This window comes from Brochothrix campestris FSL F6-1037, from assembly GCF_000525915.1.
GTDB lineage: Bacteria > Bacillota > Bacilli > Lactobacillales > Listeriaceae > Brochothrix > Brochothrix campestris.
In genome coordinates this window covers 1-3,565 of sequence record NZ_AODH01000059.1, presented here as the reverse complement: position 1 = coordinate 3,565, position 3,565 = coordinate 1, and the positions used below count along the sequence as shown (strand labels likewise).

2 protein-coding genes and 1 pseudogene are annotated in these 3,565 nt (G+C 36.5%); all 3 read left to right on the top strand.

Going from position 1 to position 3,565, the window contains the following annotated elements; genetic code table 11:
* Window positions 1-871: bacterial Ig-like domain-containing protein (locus BCAMP_RS11130; protein ID WP_035315652.1), on the top strand; the 871-nt coding region annotated here is incomplete at its 5' end.
* Between the two features lie 648 nt (window positions 872-1,519).
* Window positions 1,520-2,857, top strand: coding sequence for a lytic polysaccharide monooxygenase (locus BCAMP_RS11125; protein ID WP_035315651.1), 1,338 nt, complete (start codon window positions 1,520-1,522; stop codon window positions 2,855-2,857).
* 259 nt (window positions 2,858-3,116) lie between these two features.
* A pseudogene (locus BCAMP_RS11120) lies at window positions 3,117-3,565 on the top strand (helix-turn-helix domain-containing protein); the annotation flags it as partial.

Below are 3,565 nucleotides of genomic sequence, written 5' to 3'. Positions count from 1 at the left end.
TGAAAAAGATAGCTTTAAACACGCAACAGATAAAACCGGAGCTGAATTAACGTTTGCAGAATTCAAAGCAGCGGGTGGAACAATCAGCGGAACGGTTAACACAGATAAAGCAGGAACATATACAGTGACGTATCACTTGAATGGTTTTGAAGAAAGTGCGACAGTGACTGTTTTAGTAAATCAAACGACTATTGACGTGTTCAACTCAGTTATTAATCAAGGTGAAATATGGTCAAAAGAAGCGAACTTTAACTCAGCACAAGATAAATCAGGTAATTTAGTTGACATTACTGAAGTAGAAGTTGTAGGGGAAGTAAATACTGATGTTATAGGTGATTATCAAATTATTTATCGTTACGATGGTGTAGAAGAAACTATTGTTGTTTCTGTTGTTGGTAGTACAGAAAGCACAGAAAGTACAGAAAGCACAGAAAGTACAGAAAGCACTGAAAGTACAGAAAGTACAGAAAGCACTGAAAGTACAGAAAGTACAGAAAGCACAGAAAGTACAGAAAGCACAGAAAGTACAGAAAGCACAGAAAGTACAGAAAGCACAGAAAGTACAGAAAGTACAGAAAGCACTGAAAGTACAGAAAGTACAGAAAGCACAGAAAGTACAGAAAGCACAGAGAGTACTGAAAATACTGAAAGCATAGAGAGTACCGAAAGTAATGAAAGTACAGAGAGTACCGAAAGTATTGCAAATGCGGGGAAAACAAAAGGGGAGGAAAGCACCATGAATAGTAGTGAAGTCAAAACGACTACTTTACCTCGAACGGGTGATAATAATGGAATAACACACTCACTGTTTGGGCTGTTAATGGTGTTAGGTTGTGGTGTTTACCTGAAACGAAAGCGCCATGAAAATTAGTAAGGAGAATCTAATAGGCACAGTTAGTGTGTGGAGTATCTGTGTGAAACGCTAATTTTTTATCGATAGCTGATCCTTTTAGTAAAGAAAAAAAACAACCGTCTATTAAATTCGAGCGAACTGAATTTAATGGCTCTATGTCAAATAGTGTTGGTGAGGAAAATTTCTATTAAATAAATAAGCTTTTTGGATTGTAGATTAAGTTCTGGTTCTATCTCAAATCGTGTTGTTATTCAAAAAGCAGTAAAATAAGTAGATATCTATTCAGCTGCACTTTATGTGCGGCTGTTTTTATTTGTTAAATCGTTATTTTATTGAATGTGATATGTAATAGTTTAGTCCCTTGTTTAAGACATTTAGCTGTTTTATTATTAATTCGACAATTGACACAACTGTCTGGCTTGTAAGTCAAATCATAAAGTAACCGACACTCATCAACACTATAGAGTTTTAGTAATGTACTATATTTTTTACACTTAGATAGGCAAACAAAGAAAGTTTTTTTTTGTAATCACAGGTATCATTAACTAGTAATTATCTTGATAAAATTGGAATAGAAAGAAGGAATTTAAATGTTAAATGTTAAAATAAAAAAACGTAACAACATGTTTATTAGTCACTTCTGCTGTTGCTGCTGGTTTAATCGGGATGGCAAACACTGCTTCTGCTCACGGTTATGTATCCAGCCCACATAGTCGTGCTTATCAAGCACAACTTGACGCACAATCATTAAGTTGGGATGCAGGTATTGCTGCCTTTGGTAATGTTATTACACAACCACAAGGACTAGAAGCGCCAAAAGGTTACCCGACATTAGGTCCTTTAGATGGCTCAATTGCATCAGCTAATGGTGTCTTAGATGGTGGAAACATTGGTAGTAACAAATTAGATATTCAAAACGCGACAAAGTGGACGAAACAAGATATCAAAACAGGGATTAATGAGTTTACGTGGACGTATACGGCAACACACCCTTCTACAAAATGGCATTACTACATGACCAAACAAGGTTGGGACGTTAACGCACCGTTAAACCGTGATGAAATGGAATTAATTGGTACGATTCAACATGATGGTTCTCAAGCAGAGAACAACCCAACACATAAGGTTGATGTACCAGAAGATCGCTCAGGTTACAACGTTATTTTAGCTGTTTGGGATGTTGCTGACACACCCAATGCATTTTACCAAGTAATCGATGTCAACGTTAACGGTGAAGGTACAACGCCAACTGAACCATCAGAACCATCAGAATCTGTTACACCAGACGCCCCTACACAATTGACAGCCAAAGCGATTACAACATCTTCTGTTGAATTGACATGGACAGCGCCAACTAATACAGACATTGAAACATATAACGTTTACCGTGATGGTGAAAAAGTTAAAACGATGTCATCTACATCATTTATAGATACAGACCTAGCAGCAAATACAACATATAACTATTCGATTGAAGCTGTCTCATTTAATGGTAAAACATCAGCTATGAGCGCATCATTAGATGTTAAGACTAAAGAAGTTCCCGTCGTTGATAACGAAAAACCAACAGCTCCATCAAGTGTTCACTCAATGGGAACAACAGCGAACTCTGTAAGTCTTATGTGGACAAAGTCAGTACATAGTGTCGGTGTTGATACATATACTATTTACCGTGATGGCGTTAACATCGCAACTGTTTCAGGAACAATGTATAACGATACAGCACTTAATGCTAGCACAACATATACCTACACAATCAAAGCAACAAGTGTCGGTGGTAATGTTTCAGATGCGAGCGATGCTTTTACTGTTACAACTGCTGATGCAGCCGTTTCGGAAGGAAAAGTTTGGGAGTTAGGTAGTTTTACTGCGCCGACTGAATACCTAGCAGGTGAAATTGTAACACATTTAGGTAAATCGTATAAAACATTAAATACACACCTTAATTACGGTGATTCAAACTGGGCACCAGGTATTGCTCTAACATTGTTTGAAGAACTCTAAATCATTATAATAAGTAAAGTTATAATTTAAGGGAAAACAGCAATCAGTCAGCAGATCATCTGCTAACACTAGTTGCTGTTTTTTTTGTTTGCATATATCAAAGTCTGACAATCGAATGCAATACAATGTTATAATAGTTTATTCTCTGTATTTAAATTAACTATAAACACCGATAGTAAAATTAAGCTAGATAAAAAAAAAGTCATTTGTGCGACACTCAAAATAGTTCCGACCAAAGAATTATTAGGAGTGAAGACAAATGACCTATAAACATCTTACACCAAATGAGCTTGTAATGATAGAAGCCTATTTTCAAACGAAACAATCTGTTTTAACCGTATCGAAGATACTAGGACGTTCAAGACAAACGATTGATAATGTCTACAATTTTCTTAAAAAAGGTTTATCAGCTAGTGATTATTATCAAAGATACAAAGAAAATAAAACATATTGTGGCAGACGACCTATCATTTTAAGTACGGATCAACAAACCTACATTCAGAAAATGACAGCTGAAGGCTGGACACCTGATGTGATTATTGGTCGTGCTGAGATACCTATCTCATGTTCTGTTAGAACGCTCTATCGCCTATTTAAAGCGAACGACTTCGATATCACAAAGCTACCAATGAAAGGTAAACGTAAGCCAAACGGACACAACGAACGTCGCGGAAGGCAAGCATTTAAGCGTAATATTTCGGAACGATT